15 protein-coding genes are annotated in these 14,874 nt (G+C 70.3%); 8 read left to right on the top strand and 7 right to left on the bottom strand.

Annotated elements, in window-relative coordinates:
* Positions 1 to 27 precede the first annotated feature (27 nt).
* The 5 genes from ctaE to V7S47_RS10470 all read left to right on the top strand — a co-directional run bounded on the left by ctaE (position 28) and on the right by V7S47_RS10470 (position 5,547).
* Positions 28 to 666: an aa3-type cytochrome oxidase subunit III gene (ctaE, locus tag V7S47_RS10490; RefSeq protein WP_090853383.1), complete on the top strand. Its 639-nt coding sequence runs from the start codon at positions 28 to 30 to the stop codon at positions 664 to 666.
* A 28-nt stretch (positions 667 to 694) separates the two neighbouring features.
* Entirely contained in the window at positions 695 to 1,567 is an 873-nt protein-coding gene (qcrC, locus tag V7S47_RS10485) for a cytochrome bc1 complex diheme cytochrome c subunit (RefSeq protein ID WP_170866959.1), read from the top strand.
* Positions 1,564 to 2,619, top strand: a complete 1,056-nt coding sequence (qcrA, locus tag V7S47_RS10480) for a cytochrome bc1 complex Rieske iron-sulfur subunit (RefSeq protein ID WP_336561515.1) — start codon at positions 1,564 to 1,566, stop codon at positions 2,617 to 2,619. The genes qcrC and qcrA overlap by 4 nt, the downstream gene beginning before the upstream one ends.
* Complete coding sequence (gene qcrB, locus V7S47_RS10475; protein ID WP_336561514.1) at positions 2,619 to 4,376, top strand: cytochrome bc1 complex cytochrome b subunit; 1,758 nt, start codon at positions 2,619 to 2,621, stop codon at positions 4,374 to 4,376. Before qcrA ends, qcrB begins: the two co-directional genes overlap by 1 nt.
* Before the next feature lie 124 nt (positions 4,377 to 4,500).
* Positions 4,501 to 5,547 (top strand): LLM class flavin-dependent oxidoreductase, encoded by a 1,047-nt coding sequence (locus V7S47_RS10470; RefSeq protein ID WP_336561513.1) that lies wholly within the window; start codon positions 4,501 to 4,503, stop codon positions 5,545 to 5,547.
* Between the two features lie 367 nt (positions 5,548 to 5,914).
* Here the strand turns inward: V7S47_RS10470 and V7S47_RS10465 are convergent, their stop codons facing one another.
* From V7S47_RS10465 to ctaC, 4 genes are all read right to left on the bottom strand, one after another.
* Positions 5,915 to 7,132, bottom strand: coding sequence for a L,D-transpeptidase (locus V7S47_RS10465; RefSeq protein ID WP_336561512.1), 1,218 nt, complete (start codon positions 7,130 to 7,132; stop codon positions 5,915 to 5,917).
* Between the two features lie 126 nt (positions 7,133 to 7,258).
* Positions 7,259 to 7,675, bottom strand: coding sequence for a cytochrome c oxidase subunit 4 (locus V7S47_RS10460; protein WP_090852401.1), 417 nt, complete (start codon positions 7,673 to 7,675; stop codon positions 7,259 to 7,261).
* Positions 7,675 to 9,429: an aa3-type cytochrome oxidase subunit I gene (gene ctaD, locus V7S47_RS10455; protein WP_090852404.1), complete on the bottom strand. Its 1,755-nt coding sequence runs from the start codon at positions 9,427 to 9,429 to the stop codon at positions 7,675 to 7,677. Before ctaD ends, V7S47_RS10460 begins: the two co-directional genes overlap by 1 nt.
* The gene (gene ctaC / locus V7S47_RS10450) at positions 9,426 to 10,367 is read right to left on the bottom strand and encodes an aa3-type cytochrome oxidase subunit II (protein WP_090852408.1); all 942 of its coding nucleotides are present in this window, start codon (positions 10,365 to 10,367) and stop codon (positions 9,426 to 9,428) included. Before ctaC ends, ctaD begins: the two co-directional genes overlap by 4 nt.
* Positions 10,368 to 10,463: 96 nt before the next feature.
* Between ctaC and V7S47_RS10445 the strand changes: the two genes are divergently transcribed.
* Both V7S47_RS10445 and V7S47_RS10440 read left to right on the top strand, forming a co-directional pair.
* Positions 10,464 to 11,615, top strand: a complete 1,152-nt coding sequence (locus V7S47_RS10445; protein ID WP_336561511.1) for a cysteine desulfurase family protein — start codon at positions 10,464 to 10,466, stop codon at positions 11,613 to 11,615.
* Positions 11,612 to 11,851: a sulfurtransferase TusA family protein gene (locus tag V7S47_RS10440; protein ID WP_336561510.1), complete on the top strand. Its 240-nt coding sequence runs from the start codon at positions 11,612 to 11,614 to the stop codon at positions 11,849 to 11,851. The genes V7S47_RS10445 and V7S47_RS10440 overlap by 4 nt, the downstream gene beginning before the upstream one ends.
* Here V7S47_RS10440 and V7S47_RS10435 read toward each other — a convergent pair.
* Positions 11,835 to 12,818, bottom strand: a complete 984-nt coding sequence (locus V7S47_RS10435) for a carbohydrate kinase family protein (RefSeq protein WP_336561509.1) — start codon at positions 12,816 to 12,818, stop codon at positions 11,835 to 11,837. The genes V7S47_RS10440 and V7S47_RS10435 overlap by 17 nt on opposite strands.
* 64 nt (positions 12,819 to 12,882) lie before the next feature.
* On the opposite strand from V7S47_RS10435, the gene V7S47_RS10430 reads away from it, so the two are divergent.
* Positions 12,883 to 13,080: a hypothetical protein gene (locus V7S47_RS10430; RefSeq protein WP_336561508.1), complete on the top strand. Its 198-nt coding sequence runs from the start codon at positions 12,883 to 12,885 to the stop codon at positions 13,078 to 13,080.
* Between the two features lie 265 nt (positions 13,081 to 13,345).
* Here the strand turns inward: V7S47_RS10430 and erpA are convergent, their stop codons facing one another.
* Positions 13,346 to 13,708: an iron-sulfur cluster insertion protein ErpA gene (gene erpA, locus V7S47_RS10425; RefSeq protein ID WP_090852420.1), complete on the bottom strand. Its 363-nt coding sequence runs from the start codon at positions 13,706 to 13,708 to the stop codon at positions 13,346 to 13,348.
* Positions 13,709 to 13,783: 75 nt separating this feature from the next.
* Entirely contained in the window at positions 13,784 to 14,854 is a 1,071-nt protein-coding gene (locus tag V7S47_RS10420; RefSeq protein ID WP_336561507.1) for a glycerate kinase family protein, read from the bottom strand.
* Between the last annotated feature and the right edge of the window lie 20 nt (positions 14,855 to 14,874).

Below are 14,874 nucleotides of genomic sequence, written 5' to 3'. Positions count from 1 at the left end.
GGGACCGGGTCGGGACATAATGCTCGGGTGGCGACAGCAACGACCATTCCGGCATCCCGTCTGCACGGGCACCACGACCGACCCAGCATGGTCAGCGTCGGGACGATCATCTGGCTCTCCAGCGAGCTGATGTTCTTCGCGGCGCTCTTCGCGTCGTACTTCACGATCCGCTCGGTGAGCCCCGACCTGTGGTCGCAGAACACCGAGATCCTGAACATCCCGTTCGCCGCGGTGAACACCACGATCCTGGTGCTGTCGTCACTGACCTGCCAGCTCGGCGTGTTCGCGGCCGAGCGTGGTCAGGTCGGCCGGACCGGCTCGGTGCTCCACGTGAAGGGCTGGGGGCTGCGCGAGTGGTTCATCCTGACCTACCTCATGGGCGCGGTCTTCGTGGCCGGCCAGGCCGTCGAGTACGCCACGCTCGTGCAGGAGGGCGTGACCATCCAGGACTCGGCCTACGGCACGATGTTCTACCTCACCACCGGCTTCCACGGGATCCACGTGACCGGTGGCCTGATCGCCTTCCTGTTCGTCCTCGGACGCACCTACATCGCCCGCCGGTTCACCCACGAGCAGGCGGTCAGCGCGATCGTCGTCTCCTACTACTGGCACTTCGTCGACGTGGTCTGGATCGGGCTCTTCGCCACGATCTACCTCGTCAAGTAGCCCGCCCGCCGACTCGCAAGGATCTTTCGTGCGTCTCCTCAACCGCTCCGCCGGTCGACTGTCACGGCACCGCCGTAGCCGTCTCGCCGGGCTGGTGCTGCTCCTCATCGGACTCCTCACCACCGGGGGCATCACGTACGCCGTGATGCCCAGCTCCTCCGCCGGCGACGCGCAGAGCAACGCCGTCCAGGTCGAGGAGGGGCGCAAGCTCTTCCTCCAGGGCTGCTCGTTCTGCCACGGTCAGAACGGCGAGGGCATCACCACGATCAACGGTGACAACTACGGCCCGTCCCTGGTGGGTGTCGGCGCCGCCGCCGTGCACTTCCAGGTCGAGACCGGCCGGATGCCGCTGGTCCAGCCCGGCGTGCAGGGCCAGGCCAAGCCCGAGACCTACTCCGCGGAGGAGGTCGAGCAGCTCGCCGCGTACGTCGCCTCGCTCGGCCCCGGCCCGGCCCGGCCCGACGAGGCCGAGTGGACCACCGCCGGCCTGACCGAGGAGGAGCGCGAGGCCGCGATCAGCCGCGGCGGCCAGATCTTCCTCACCAACTGCACCGCCTGCCACAACTTCAACGGCAAGGGCGGCGCCATGCCGCAGGGCGGCTACGCGCCCGACCTCAGCAACACCGAGGCCGTGCACATCTACGAGGCGATGCTGACCGGCCCCGGCCAGATGGACAGCTTCTCGAACGGCAACCTCTCCCCCGAGGAGAAGCGCGACGTCATCGCCTACCTCTACTCCCTGCGCGACCAGCCGGCGTACGGCGGCTTCTCGCTCGGCGGCCTCGGCCCCGTGTCCGAGGGCATGTTCGCCTGGCTGCTCGGCATCGGCGGCCTCGTGGGCTTCGCCGTGTGGATCGCCGCGCACACGACCCGCACCAAGAAGAAGAAGGTGGAAGCGTGAGCGGCCACACCGACAACCTGCCGGTCGCCGACGACGGCAACCCCGGCCTGCCGGAGCACACCTGGCGTCCCACCGACGTCGACCCGAAGGCCGAGAAGCGCGCCGAGCGCCAGGTCGCGGCACTCTTCGGCCTCTCCGCGGTCTGCGCCGTGCTGTTCGTGGTGGCCTACTTCAGCCTCCAGGTCGGCGACAACCACGACACCGTCCTCGGCCTCGGGGCCTCGAACGTCGCGCTCGGCAGCGCCCTGGGTGGCGCCCTGCTGTTCATCGGCATCGGCATCATCCAGTGGGCCCGCAAGCTGATGGCCGACCACGAGATCAGCGAGCTGCGCCACCCCGCCGCGTCCAGCGACGAGGACCGCGCGGCCACCGTCGCGGCCCTGCAGGCCGGCCTCGAGGAGTCGGGCATCGGGCGCCGCCCGCTGGTGCGCAACTCGATGCTCGGCGCCATCGGACTGCTCGGTGCGCCGGTCGTGGTGCTGCTGCGCGACCTCGGCCCCACCAACGCCCAGGTCGCGGACGCCGAGACCGGGCAGGGACTCGAGCACACCGTGTGGAAGCAGGGCGTGCGCGTCGTCCGCGACGTCGTCGGCACCCCGATCCGACCCTCTGACATCGAGATCGGCGACCTGTTCAACGCCGAGCCCGCCACCATCTTCGAGACCGACGAGGACGGGGAGCCGCTGATCGAGGGCGTCCCGCTCCAGGTCGCGAAGTCCAAGGGCGCCGTCGTCCTGATCCGGATGGATCCCGCCGACAACTCTCCCGGCCGCGGCCGGGAGAACTGGAGCGTCGACGGCATCCTCTGCTACTCCAAGATCTGCACCCACGTCGGGTGTCCGATCTCGCTCAACGAGCGCAAGACCCACCACCTGCTGTGCCCGTGCCACCAGTCGACCTTCGACCTGGCGGACGCGGGCCGGGTGATCTTCGGCCCCGCGGCCCGGGCTCTGCCCCAGCTGCCGATCGCGGTCGACTCCGAGGGGTACCTGGTCGCTCAGAGCGACTTCACGGAACCCGTCGGCCCGAGCTACTGGGAGCGTGACTACTGATGGCCATCGACACGAGCAAGGTCGCGACGAGCAACAGCTCGGCGGCGACCCCGGCCAAGCCCGGCAGGGCCGGCGCCGTGGCCACGTGGGCCGACGAGCGGCTCGGCCTGGCCGGCATGGCCAAGAAGAACCTGCGCAAGGTCTTCCCGGACCACTGGTCCTTCATGCTCGGCGAGATCGCGCTCTGGAGCTTCGTCGTCCTGCTGCTCAGCGGCGTCTTCCTGACGCTGTGGTTCACCCCCAGCATGAGCGAGATCCACTACGAGGGCTCCTACGACCAGATGCGCGGCATCGCGATGTCGGAGGCCATGGCCTCGGCCCTCGACATCTCGTTCGACGTCCGCGGCGGTCTGCTGATGCGGCAGATGCACCACTGGGCCGCGATGCTCTTCATCGCCTCGATGATGATCCACCTGCTCCGGGTGTTCTTCACGGGCGCGCACCGCAAGCCGCGCGAGCTCAACTGGGTGATCGGCTCGCTGCTGCTGCTGCTCGGCACCCTGGAGGGCTTCACCGGCTACTCGCTGCCCGACGACCTGCTCTCCGGCACCGGCGTCCGCGCGGCCGACGGCTTCATGAAGTCGATCCCGGTGGTCGGCTCCTACATGTCGTTCTTCCTCTTCGGGGGCGAGTTCCCGGGCGACTCGATCATCCCGCGGCTCTACATCATCCACGTGCTGCTGATCCCGGGTCTGCTGCTGGCCCTGATCGCGGCCCACATGCTCCTGCTCGTCTACCACAAGCACACCCAGTGGCCCGGCCCCGGCCGCACCGAGGAGAACGTCGTCGGCTTCCCGATGCTCCCGGTGTACGCCGCCAAGGCCGGCGGGTTCTTCTTCATCGTCTTCGGCGTGACCGCGCTGATGGGCGGCCTGATGCAGATCAACCCGATCTGGCTGTACGGCCCCTACGACCCGTCGAAGGTGACGGCCGGCTCCCAGCCGGACTGGTACATGGGCTGGCCGGACGGCGCGCTCCGCATCATGCCGGGCTGGGAGACCCACCTCTTCGGCAACTTCACCATCGCGTGGAACGTCTTCCTGCCGATCATCGTGCTGCCCGGCCTGATGTTCACCATCTTGATGCTGCTGCCGTTCCTGGAAGCGTGGATCACCGGTGACAAGCGGGAGCACCACCTGCTCCAGCGGCCGCGCAACGCGCCCACCCGCACCGCGCTGATGGTGGCGCTGATGACGTTCTACGGCCTCCTCTGGATGGCCGGCGGCAACGACATCATCGCGATCAAGCTGAACTCGTCGATCAACACGATCACCTACATGCTGCGATTCCTGGTGTTCGTGGGGCCGATCATCGCCTTCGTGATCACCCGTCGCTGGTGCATCTCGCTGCAGCGCCACGACAACGAGAAGCTGCTGCACGGCTACGAGACCGGCATCATCATGCGCTCCCCGGAGGGTGGCTACTCCGAGAAGCACCTGCCGATCAACCCCTCGGCGGCCTACGTCCTCAGCGCGCGGGAGCGCGACGAGGTCTACACGGTGGAGCAGGAGACCGACGAGAACGGCATCCCTGCCCCGACCAGCCGGGCCAAGGCGCTGCGCGCCAAGCTGTCGACGCTCTGGTTCGCCGACAACGTGCAGGCACCGACGGCGGCCGAGATCGAGGCGGCCCACCACCACGCCGACCACGAGCACGAGCTCCAGGCGGCGCTGGACGGCCACGCGGCCGACGGGCACCAGTTCGACGGCCACCACTCGGTCGAGGGTGACCCGCTCCGCGGCAGCGACCAGCACTAGGCAACACCAGCAGCACACGTGACGAGGGCCCCGGGATCTTCCCGGGGCCCTCGTGCGTCCCCGGGTCGGAATGCCCACGCCGGGACAGTGGTTGAATCGGCAACGACCTACGGAAGGCAGCACCATGACCACCGGAAACCAGCCCGGAATCCAGCTCGGACTCGACACCTTCGGCGACGTCACCGTCGGCCTCGACGGCACCTCCCTCTCGCACGCCGAGGTGGTCCGCAACACCGTCGAGCAGGGCGTGCTGGCCGACCAGGTCGGGGTCGACGCCTTCGGCGTGGGCGAGCACCACCGCGACGACTATGCCGTCTCCGCCCCCGACGTCGTGCTGGCCGCGATCGCCGCCCGGACCGAGCGGATCGTGTTGGGCACCGCCGTCACCGTGCTCAGCTCCGACGACCCGGTCCGGGTCTACGAGCGCTTCGCGACCCTCGACGCGATCTCCCACGGCCGGGCCGAGGTCACTCTCGGGCGCGGATCGTTCACGGAGTCCTTCCCGCTGTTCGGCTTCGACCTCGCCGACTACGAGCGGCTCTTCACCGAGAAGCTCGACCTGTTCGCCGCGCTCCGCGCCGAGGGCCCGGTCTCCTGGGAGGGCTCCGTACGACGTCCGCTGGTCGACGCCGAGGTCTTCCCGAAGACCGAGCGCGGCACCCTGCCGGCCTGGATCGGCGTCGGCGGGTCCCCCGAGTCGGTCGTCCGGGCCGCGCGCTACGGCTTTCCCCTCGCATTGGCCATCATCGGCGGCGAGCCTGCGCGGTTCGCGCCGTACGCCGACCTCTACCGCCGCGCTCTCGACGAACTGGGTCAGGAGTCGCAGCCGATCCTGGTGCACTCCCCCGGCTTCGTGTTCGACACCGACGAGGAGGCCCGTGAGCTGCTCTTCCCGCACTTCAAGGCCAACCGGGACCGGATCGGTCGCGAGCGCGGCTGGCCCCCGGCCTCACGCCTGGACTTCGACCGCGAGGTCGCCGGCGGCTCGCTCTACGTCGGCTCCCCCGAGACCGTCGCACAGAAGATCACCGCCACCGTGCAGGTCCTCGGGATCGACCGATTCGATCTGAAGTACAGCAACGGCCCGATGCCGCACGAGCACCTGATGCGCTCCGTGGAGCTCTACGGCACCCAGGTCGCCCCGCGGGTCCGCGAGCTGCTGGCCGGCTAAGAGCCGGACGGCCCCGGACGCGGCGTACCCGCACCCGACGGGACGCGGTGGGTGGGCGAGGCCGGGGTCTGCCGGCACCTCCTCGCACTCCCCGGCAGCGACGTGCTCGTCGCTGTCACGATGACCGACGACGGCGGCGCATCCTGGCAGGACGTCCGCGACTCCGTCCGGGTGCTCCCGGAGGGCCTCACGACCGTGCCGCGCTCCGCGCCGCGCGGCTGCAGGTCGAGACGTTCATCCTCGAACGCGAGGAGACGGAGGCGACTACGGCACCGTCGTGACGGGCAGCCTGCTCGGGGTCGAGCCCGTGCCGGGCGCCGTCGTCGAGGTCGTCAGCACCATCACCCTCTCGGTCTCGGGCGATTGCTCAGCTGAGCGCGGACCCCGAGCGGTAGTCGGCGAACGACGCGTTCCAGTCGCCGTAGCCGTTGTCGAGGGTCATCGGGCGGTCGGTGCCGACGTACTCGACGACGTCGCCCCGCTTGCTGCGGGCGTAGAGCCAGCCCGCGTCCTCGGTGCTCATGCCAGTGCAGCCGTGGCTGACGTTCGCATGCCCTTGGGAGCCCACCGACCACGGCGCGGCGTGGATGAACTCGCCCGAGTTGGTCAGCCGCATCGCCCAGCGCACGTCGTCGATGTCATAGGCCTCGGCGCTGCCCGCGGAGATGCCGACGGTCTCGGAGTTCATCCGGCGCTTCTCGAACTTCTCCATGATCACCTTGGTGCCGGAGCGGGTCGTGAAGCCGGCCTTGCCGGTGGTGATCGGGAAGGTCCGCACCTTCTTGCCATTGGTGAAGACCTGCATCTGGTGGGTCTTCGCATTCACCTTGTAGATGTTGGCGTCGCCGACGTGGAACTGGACCCGACGGCTCTCCTGGCCGTAGACCCCGCCGCCGGCCGGGACCGAGTTGATGTCCACGTCGACCGTGACGTCGGTGCCGGCCTGCCAGTAGTGCTTCGGCCGCCAGTGCACCTCCTGATCGCTGAGCCAGTGCCAGCTGCCGGCCTGGACCGGGCTGGAGGTGACCTGCAGGTGCTTCTCGATCGAGGCCCGGTCGGTGACCGGCACGTCGAAGGACACCACGACCGGCATGCCGACGCCGACGGTCTCGCCACCCAGCGGGGCGACCGAGGCGTAGGTCTGCTCGGCGAGCGTGAGATCCTGCGTGGTGAACCGGACGTTGCGCTTGGCGGCCTGGCCGTCCTCGCCCGTCCCCCGGGCCTTCAGGACGTACGTCGTGCCGGGCTCCAGCCGTCGGGACGCGGTCCAGGTCGTCCGGTCGCTGCTCAGCTCGCCGACGACCTCGCCCGCCTCGCCCGACGTCGCGGTGACCGAGACGCGGGACAGGCTGGCGTGGGTGGCCCGCACCTTCAGCACCTGGTCCACCGGGACCCCGGTGGCGCCCGAGCGGACGTTGGCGCGCACCTTCCCGGCCGGGAGGCCGGCCGCGGGCGAGGTGGCCGCGGTCGGGTCGTCGTCGGACGCACCCGGCAGCGCGGACTTGGCGTCGCAGGCGGTCAGGCCGACGGCCAGAAGCAGGGCGGTGCCGGCGGCGAGGGCCGAGTGCGCACGGCGCAGGGTCATGCGTAACTCCCGGGAACGACGTTCAATGGCGAAGCCGCCGGACCCCAGGTCCGACGGCTTCTCCAGCGTAACCGCGCCCACCCCCGGTTCTGGAAACCGGCGGGTGCGGCGCGCGTCACGTGTGCGTCAGTGGGCGTGCTCTCCGCGGTAGTACTCGAAGACCAGGCCGCTCAGCGCCACCGCGCCGAGCACGCCGCCGATGATGACCAGCCACCACGCGGCCATCGCCAGGGCGAAGACCATGACGCTGAGCGTCAGGGCGCACCACAGCGGCCACCAGGAGTACGGCGGGAAGAACCCGAGCTCACCCGCGCCGTCGGCGATCTCCGCCTCCTTGCGGTCCTCCGGACGGGGGTCCATCCGGCGGGCGTGGAAGCCGAGGTAGAGCGTGACCATCGCGGTCAGCAGCGTGGTCATGAACAGCGCGGACGTGCCCGTCCAGTCGCCCCCGTGGTCGCTGGCGTCGGTCACGAGCCAGTAGGCGGGCGTCACCAGCACCAGGAAGATGGTGCAGGCCGCGAAGATCCAGGCCTCGGCCTTCATCAGTGCTTGCCCTCCGGGTCGTCGTCCTGGGTGCGCTCGTTGATCAGGTCCTCGCGCCCCTCCATGTCGGGTGCGTCGGCGAAGCCGCCGTCGCGCGCGGCCTGGTTCTCCTCGAGCTCGATGGCCGCGATCTCCGGGTGGTGGAGGTCGAAGGCCGGCGACTCGGACCGGATCCGCGGGATGGTCACGAAGTTGTGGCGCGGCGGCGGGCAGCTGGTGGCCCACTCCAGAGAGCGGCCCCAACCCCACGGGTCGTCGACCTCGACCTTGGGGGCCCGGCGCGAGACGTAGACGTTGTAGAAGAACGGCAGCGTCGACGCGCTCAGCAGGAAGGCACCGATGGTCGAGACCTGGTTGAGGGTGGTGAAGCCCTCACCCGGCAGGTAGTCGGCGTAGCGACGCGGCATGCCCTCGACGCCCAGCCAGTGCTGGACCAGGAAGGTCGTGTGGAAGCCGACGAACAGCAGCCAGAAGTGCAGCTTGCCGAGGCGCTCGTCGAGCATCCGGCCGGTCATCTTCGGCCACCAGAAGTAGAAGCCGGCGAACATCGCGAACACCACCGTGCCGAAGACGACGTAGTGGAAGTGCGCCACCACGAAGTAGGAGTCGGACACGTGGAAGTCGAGCGGCGGGCTGGCCAGGATGATGCCGGTCAGACCACCGAACAGGAAGGTGGTGAGGAAGCCGATCGACCAGAGCATGGGGGTGTCGAAGGACAGAGATCCCCCCCACATCGTGCCGATCCAGTTGAAGAACTTCACTCCGGTGGGCACCGCGATCAGGAACGTCATGCCGGAGAAGAACGGCAGGTCGACCGCACCGGTGACGAACATGTGGTGCGCCCAGACCGCGACCGAGAGGATCGCGATGCCGAGCGTGGCGCCGACCAGGCCGACGTAGCCGAAGAGCGGCTTGCGGCTGAAGACGGGGAGGATCTCGGTCACGATGCCGAAGAACGGCAGCGCGATGATGTAGACCTCCGGGTGCCCGAAGAACCAGAACAGGTGCTGCCACAGGATGGCGCCACCGTGGGCGGTGTCGAAGACGTGCGCGCCGAGCTGACGGTCGGCCTCGAGCGAGAGCAGCGCGCCGGCGAGCACCGGGAACGCGATGAGCACCAGCAGCGAGGTGATCAGCGTGTTCCAGACGAACAGGGGCATCCGGAACATGGTCATGCCGGGGGCGCGCATGCAGATGATCGTGGTGATGAAGTTGACCGCGCCGAGGATGGTGCCGAGACCGGCCATCCACAGACCCATGATCCACAGGTCGCCGCCGACGCCCGGCGAGCGCACGGCGTCCGAGAGCGGCGTGTAGGCGAACCAGCCGAAGTCGGCCGCGCCCTGCGGGGTCAGGAAGCCGGAGGCGGCGATCAGGCCGCCGAACAGGAACAGCCAGTAGCTGAACATGTTGAGGCGCGGGAACGCGACGTCCGGCGATCCGATCTGCAGCGGCATGATCACGTTGGCGAAGCCGAAGAACAGCGGCGTCGCGAACAGCAGCAGCATGATCGTGCCGTGCATCGTGAACAGCTGGTTGTAGAGCTCGTCGTTGACGATCTGGTTGCCCGGGTAGGCCAGCTCGGAGCGGATCAGCAGGGCCATCAGGCCGCCGATCAGGAACCACGCGAACGACGTGATCAGGTACATCTTGCCGATCAGCTTGTGATCGGTCGTGGTCATCAGCCGGACCAGCTCCTGGCCCAGCGGCTTGCGGGTCGACACGACGGTCGGCCGGCTGGCGGTGGCGGTCACTCTGCTGCTCCCTCGTGCTCGGCGGACTCCTCGGTGTCGAGGCCCACCTGCGTCCTGGTGTAGTCGCCGCCGATCAGGGGCTTCTCGGAGCTCGCGCGGGTGGCGAGGTCCTCGACGTACGCGTCGTACTCCTCACCGCTGACCACGTGGACCTCGAAGAGCATCCGCGAGTGGTAGACGCCGCACAGCTCATAGCACTTGCCGGCGTAGACGCCCTCGGTCTTGGGCGTGACCTCGAAGGTGTTCACCCGACCGGGGATGACGTCCATCTTCATCAGGAAGCCGGGGACGCCGAAGTCGTGGATCACGTCGGGCGAGTGCAGGTTGAACCGCGTGGTGCGGTCGACCGGAAGGTAGAGCGACGGGATGTCCGAGCCGGTGCCCGAGACGTACGCGTACTCCGAGTAGGGGAACTCGTCGTCGTCGTTCTCGCCCTTCTCGTCCTTGGTGTAGTCGACCTCGCCGACCCCGTGGTTGAACGCCCAGCTCCACTGCTGCGCGGTGACCTCGACGATGTTGTCGGGCTCCGCGGAGCGGTGCAGCATCACGTTCTGGGTCTCGACGGTCTGCTGGAAGAAGACGACGACCATCATGATCGGCGCGATCGTGTAGAAGATCTCGAGCGGCAGGTTGTAGCGGGTCTGGATCGGGATCTCGTCGTCGCTGCGGCGGCGGTAGCGGATGACGACCCAGGCGATCAGGCCCCACACCACCACACCGGTGATCAGGGCGGCGATCCACGCGCCCTGCCACAGCGCGAGGGTGCTCTCACCCTGCTTGGTCGCGGGCTCTGGCATCGCCAGCCGCTTCCACTCGCTCTGGCTTTCCGAACCACAGCCGGCGAGGGCCACGACGCTGACACCGAGCACGGTAAGCAGGATCAGGCGGCGGACGGAGCCGCGCCCTCCGGTCCCGCGCCTGGGGAGTTGCAGACTCAACGCTGGAGCCTTCCTCTCGGGCGTTCACAAGTACCGTCGAACAGTATCCGAATCGAGCGCCGAGGTTGGGAGCGGGGCACCCGGTAGGTTCCCCGTGTGACAAATGCCGCGGACCGGTCCGGGGTACCCCTCCCCCGCTACTTCGACACGGCCTCGGCCGAGGCACTGCACCCGGCGGCCCGCCAGACCCTCCTCGCGGCCCTCGACCAGGGGTACGCCGACCCTCGCCGGCTGCACGGACCGGCCCGGAGCGCGCGGCTCCTCCTCGACAACGCGCGGGCCGTCGTCGCGGAGTGCCTGGGCGTGCGCCCCGACGAGGTGTCCTTCACCTCCTCGGGCACCGAGGCCGTCCACCGCGGGCTCCTGGGCCTGCTCGCCGCCCGCCCGGACCGCGGGGACCGGGTGGTGCTGAGCGCCGTCGAGCACTCCGCCGTCGTCCACGCCGCCACCTGGCGGCGCGCCGAGGGACACGTCGAGGTCGGGGTCGACCACCTCGGGCGGGTCGACCCGGACGCCGTCGCCGAGGCCGCCCGACTGCCGGAGGTCGGCGCCGTGGCGGTGCAGACGGCCAACCACGAGGTCGGCACGGTGCAGCCGGTCGCCGCCGTGGCGGCCGCGCTGGACGGCGTACCGCTGGTCACGGACGCGTGCGCCTCGATGGGACGGCTGCCGCTGCCCGAGGGCTGGTCGGTCGCCGCGGGCTCGGCCCACAAGTGGGGCGGCCCGGCCGGGGTGGGCGTGCTGGTGGTTCGCAAGGGCGTGCGGTGGACGACGCCGTTCCCGTCCGACGACCGGGTCGACGAGCGGGTCGCCGGCTTCGAGAACGTCCCGGCCGCTCTCGCGGCGGCGGCGGCCCTGCAGGCGGTCGTCGGCGAGCGCGACGAGGTGAACGCCCGCCAGACGGCGCTGGTCGACCGCGTGCGGGCCGGTGTGGCCGCGATCCCGGACGTGGAGGTCGTCGGCGACCCGGTCGACCGACTCCCCCACCTCGTGACGTTCTCGTGCCTCTACGTCGACGGCGAGGCGCTCGTGGACGGCCTGGCCCGGCGCGGCTTCTCGGTCGCCAGCGGCTCCGCCTGCACGTCCTCCACGCTCGAGCCGAGCCGGGTGCTGGCCGCCATGGGCGCGTTGACCCACGGCAACGTGCGGCTGTCGCTCACCCGCGACGCGAGCACCGACGACGTCGACGGCTTCCTGGCCGCGCTGCCCGAGGTGGTCGCGGCGATCCGGGCGGACGCGGGCCTGTGACGGTCGACCTCGAGCTCGACTGCCGGGGGATGCTCTGCCCGCTGCCGGTCATCGAGCTCGGTCGCCGGTACGCCGAGGTGCCGCCCGGCGGCGTGGTGGCCGTGGTGGCCACCGACGTCGCCGCGCGGCACGACGTACCGGCGTGGTGCCGGATGCGCGGACAGGAGTACCTCGGCGAGGACGCCGCCGACGACGGCGTCCCGCGCTACCTGGTCCGGGTCAGCGCACCAGGCTGAGGTGCGGCTCGACGTCCTTGGCGGACTCGGCGCCGTACGACTCCTCGAGGCGGGCCAGGAACTGGTCGCGGGTGAAGGTGTACTCCTGGGTGCCGACGGTCTCGACGACGTACGCCGCGAGGACGCACCCGACCTGGGCCGCCCGCTCCAGGCTGACGCCCCAGGTCAGACCGGCCAGGAAGCCGGAGCGGAACGCGTCGCCGACGCCGGTCGGCTCGACCGCGGTGACGTTCTTGGCGGCCGGCAGCACGATGTCGGGCTCGCCGGAGCGGCTGACCTTCACGCCCTGGGCCCCGAGGGTGGTGACCTGGGTGCCCACCCGCGAGAGGATCTCGTCGGCCGACCAGCCGGTCTTCTGCTCGATCAGGTGCGACTCGTACTCGTTGGAGAACAGGATCGCCGCGCCGTCGACGAGGTCGCGGATCAGCTCGCCCCCGCTGAACGCCAACTGCTGGCTCGGGTCGGCGATGAACGGGTAGCCGCGCTGGCGGCACTCCTCGGTGTGGCGCTGCATCCCGTCGGGGTCGTCGGCACCGATCAGGACGTACGTCGGCTCCCCGACCCGCTCGACGATCGGCCCCAGCTCGATCAGCCGGGCCTCGCTCATCGCCCCGGGGTAGAACGAGGCGATCTGGGCGCCGGTCGGGTCGGTGGTGCACACGAACCGGGCGGTGTGACGGGTCTCGGAGATCCGGACGTGGGAGCAGTTGACGCCGTGCCGCTCCAGCCAGGAGCGGTAGTCGGCGAAGTCCTCGCCGGCGGAGCCGACCAGCACCGGACGGAGCCCGAGCCGACCCAGGCCGAAGCACATGTTGGCCGCGACGCCGCCCCTGCGGATCTCGAGGTCGTCGACGAGGAAGGACAGGGAGATCTTGTCCAGCTGCTCGACCACCAGGGAGTCGGCGAACTTGCCGCCGTACCCCATCAGGTGGTCGGTGGCGATGGACCCGGCGATCAGCAGTGACATGGGACCGAACACTACTAGTCGGTACCTGTAGGACTACCCCGGAGTAGCCCCTAGCGTCGATCCCATGACTCAGCTCTCCCACGACGACCTGGGCTCGGTCCAGGAGATGCACGCCGACTGCGAGGCCGCCGTGCGTGCCCTCCCCACCGCGGCCCCGTCGCTGCGCTACGAGGACTACCCCCGCGACACCCCCAAGCCGGAGATCCAGATCACCGAGGCTGCGACGCGGATCGCGAACGCGCTGCAGCTCCACCTGGACTGACCGACCGGTCGGTCCCCCTCAGACGGCGGCCAACCCTCCCACGGCCGTTCGACGCCAACAGCCCCCGCCGGGATCGGCGGGGGCTGTTGTGTGTCTGGCTTCGCAGGCTTGTCGCGCCTGGATCACGCTGCGTCAGCGGATGAGTCTCGACACGCGCCTTCTGACTTCGCGAGCTCAGTCAGAGCGCTTGCTCGACCGCCTTCATCGAGGCCGCTGACGCGTCCTCGATCGACCACCTTCATCGAGGCCGCTGACGCGTCGTCGATCAGTGGAACGAGTCGCCGCAGGCGCAGGAGCCCGTGGCGTTGGGGTTGTCGATCGTGAAGCCCTGCTTCTCGATGCTGTCGACGAAGTCGATCATCGCGCCGTTGAGGTAGGGGACGCTCATCCGGTCGACGACGACGGCCACGCCGTCGAAGTCGGTGACGACGTCACCGTCGAGGGTGCGCTCGTCGAAGAACAGCTGGTAGCGCAGGCCCGAGCAGCCGCCCGGCTGCACCGAGATCCGCAGCTGCAGGTCGTCGCGGCCCTCCTGGTCGAGGAGGTTCTTCACCTTGGTCGCGGCCACCGGGCTCAGGTTGATCTGGTCGGTACGACGCTCCGTGGTCGTGTCCACCTGCTCGGTCATGTGTCTGCTCCAGTGAGGTGCGGGGGTGTGGGCTACAGGCTCAATCGTCGCACACCGGGGGTTATTCCCCCGCGCTCAGCGCGACCAGGTGCGGGCGACCCGGGCGGCGAGGTCGGCCAGTGAGCCGGCGGGGTCGGCGAAGGCGCGCTCGTCCCCCACCAGGTCGACCAGGGCGTACGCCGACTCGACGCCCAGCGCCCGCATCTCGCGGGAGCCGACCAGCACCTGGCCGGCCAGGGCGACGCAGGGCCGGAGCGCCGCCTCGGCGATCGCTGCGACGCCGTACGGGACCTTGCCGGAGCGGCTGGAGAAGTCGAACGCGCCCTCGCCCGTGAGCACCAGGTCGGCGGACCGGGCGCGCTCGGCCAGCCGGACGGCGTCGGCGACCAGCGCGATGCCGGGCTCGCGCGAGCCGCCCAGGGCGAGCAGGGCGAAGCCGAGGCCACCAGCGGCACCGGCGCCCTTCTCGAGGGAGGTACGGCGGTCCGTGGCGAGGGCCAGCTCCTCGAGCCAGCCGTCGAGGACCGGCAGCCGGTCCTCCGGGACGCCCTTCTGCGGGCCGAAGGTCTTCGTCGCGCCGAACAGCCCGGTCAGCGGGTTGTCGACGTCGCTGGCGGCGACCAGGCGCACATCGACGGTCGGCAGGGTGACGGTCGTGATGCCGGCGAGCGCGGCCACCCCGGCATCGAGCGGCCGGTCGGCGGTCGCCCCGAGCGCGGCGAGCAGGCCCGCTCCGCCGTCGTTGGTGCCGCTGCCGCCCAGCCCGACCACCACCGTCGTCGCGCCGGCGTCGGCCGCGGCGCGGACCAGCTCGCCCACGCCGTACGTCGTGGCCTCCTCGGCGCGCTCCGCTCCCGTCAGGTGCAGCCCGCAGGCCTGCGCGCTCTCGACGTACGCCGTGTCGCCGACGACCAGCACCGTCCCCGGCACCGGGTCCCCGAACGGTCCGCGGACCGTCACGGCCAGCAGCTCGCCGCCCAGCGCCGCGTGCAGCACGTCGACGAAGCCCGGTCCCCCGTCGGCCATCGGGGCCAGGTCGAGCTCGTCGTCGGGGGCGTGCCGGCGCCAGCCGGCCGCGATCGCCTCCGCGGCCTCGACCGCCGTCAGCGTGCCCGCGAACTTGTCGGGGGCGACCAGGATCCGCATGGCCTCACCCTAGGGTCGAC

Source organism: Nocardioides sp. CCNWLW216 (assembly GCF_037120545.1).
GTDB classification, from domain to species: domain Bacteria; phylum Actinomycetota; class Actinomycetes; order Propionibacteriales; family Nocardioidaceae; genus Nocardioides; species Nocardioides lianchengensis.
The sequence above is the reverse complement of the archived record's forward strand: the minus strand, read 5'-3'. Positions and strand labels throughout refer to the sequence as shown.

Bases quoted from the DNA above. Each gene is read 5' to 3' on its own strand.
- qcrB (WP_336561514.1), top strand. From the start codon at position 2,619: ATGGCCATCGACACGAGCAAGGTCGCGACGAGCAACAGCTCGGCGGCG.
- V7S47_RS10470 (WP_336561513.1), top strand. From the start codon at position 4,501: ATGACCACCGGAAACCAGCCCGGAATCCAGCTCGGACTCGACACCTTC.
- V7S47_RS10465 (WP_336561512.1), bottom strand. From the start codon at position 7,132: ATGACCCTGCGCCGTGCGCACTCGGCCCTCGCCGCCGGCACCGCCCTG.
- V7S47_RS10460 (WP_090852401.1), bottom strand. From the start codon at position 7,675: ATGAAGGCCGAGGCCTGGATCTTCGCGGCCTGCACCATCTTCCTGGTG.
- V7S47_RS10435 (WP_336561509.1), bottom strand. From the start codon at position 12,818: ATGTCACTGCTGATCGCCGGGTCCATCGCCACCGACCACCTGATGGGG.
- V7S47_RS10430 (WP_336561508.1), top strand. From the start codon at position 12,883: ATGACTCAGCTCTCCCACGACGACCTGGGCTCGGTCCAGGAGATGCAC.
- erpA (WP_090852420.1), bottom strand. From the start codon at position 13,708: ATGACCGAGCAGGTGGACACGACCACGGAGCGTCGTACCGACCAGATC.
- V7S47_RS10420 (WP_336561507.1), bottom strand. From the start codon at position 14,854: ATGCGGATCCTGGTCGCCCCCGACAAGTTCGCGGGCACGCTGACGGCG.